This window comes from Halomonas salsilacus (genome assembly GCF_051216275.1).
Classification (GTDB): Bacteria; Pseudomonadota; Gammaproteobacteria; order Pseudomonadales; family Halomonadaceae; genus Halomonas.
Genome location: NZ_JBPKAQ010000027.1, coordinates 1 through 256, shown reverse-complemented (window position 1 = coordinate 256; position 256 = coordinate 1). Strand labels below are relative to the sequence as shown.

Annotated in this window: 1 protein-coding gene; it reads left to right on the top strand. The window is 70.3% G+C overall.

Translation table 11 applies throughout. The features are described 5' to 3' along the window. Positions 1-256: Ig-like domain-containing protein (locus ACR80S_RS17155; RefSeq protein WP_435403912.1), on the top strand; the 256-nt coding region annotated here is incomplete at both ends.

Here is a 256-nt window from a genome sequence, read left to right as displayed (position 1 = left end):
GTCAAGGCGAACGACCAGCTGGGCGCCGATAGCCGCGCGGACGACGGCGCCGTGGTCGGCGTGGCCCTGGGCGACAGCGACGGCGGCGAGGTCACGGGCAACGTGGGCAGCGCCATCGAAGGCAACTACGGCACCCTGACGCTGAACGCCGATGGCAGCTTCACCTACGTGGCCAACCCCGATGCCACCGGCAGCGACGTGTTCACCTACACCCTCGAGGACGGGGATGGCGACCGAGCCACTGCCACGCTGACCG